At 72.8% G+C, this 685-nt stretch carries 1 protein-coding gene; it reads left to right on the top strand.

Features of this window, described 5'->3' with window-relative positions; all coding sequences use genetic code 11:
- Positions 1-685: condensation domain-containing protein (locus tag EES42_RS27980; protein WP_164495346.1), on the top strand; the 685-nt coding region annotated here is incomplete at both ends.

The raw sequence follows: 685 nt of genomic DNA on the forward strand, positions 1-685 counted from the left end.
CTGCTCTTCCACTCGCTGGAAGACGACTCCGGGACGGCGTACGTCGAGCAGATGTCCTTCGTCCTCGAAGGCGCCGACGATCCCCAACGGCTCGCCGCAGCCTGGCAGGAGGCCGTCAACGCCTCCGACGCCCTGCGCGTCTCCGTCGTGTGGGACCAGGCCGACGAACCCGCCGCCCTGGTCCATGAGCGCGTCGAGATCCCCGTCCACACCGAGGACTGGACGGCACTGGACGCCGCCGCCCGCGCCGAACGCCTCGCGGACCTCCGGCGCGGCGACTTCCACACCATCCGGCTCGGCCACGCACCGCTGATGCGGCTGTCCCTCGCCACCCTCGGCGGCACCCGCGTCCAGTTGGTGTGGACCTTCCACCACCTCCTGCTCGACGGCTGGAGCACCCCGCAGCTGCTGGACGACGTCTTCACCCGCTACGCCGGCGGCACACCGCAGGTCCGCGCCCCCTACCGGGACTACCTGGCCTGGCTCGACGCCCGCGACACCGATGCCGACCGCACGCACTGGCGCACCGTACTGGCCGGCTACGACACGGCCCTCACCCTCCCCGCCGACCCGGACGCCGGGCCGGCCGACGGCATCCGCCATCTCGACGTCGCGCTGCCCGGCACCCTGCCCACCGAGATCGGGGAGTTCGCGCGCCGTCACCGGCTGACCGTGAACGCGGTGA

The sequence above is a fragment of the Streptomyces sp. ADI95-17 genome (genome assembly GCF_003846175.1).
GTDB lineage: Bacteria > Actinomycetota > Actinomycetes > Streptomycetales > Streptomycetaceae > Streptomyces > Streptomyces sanglieri.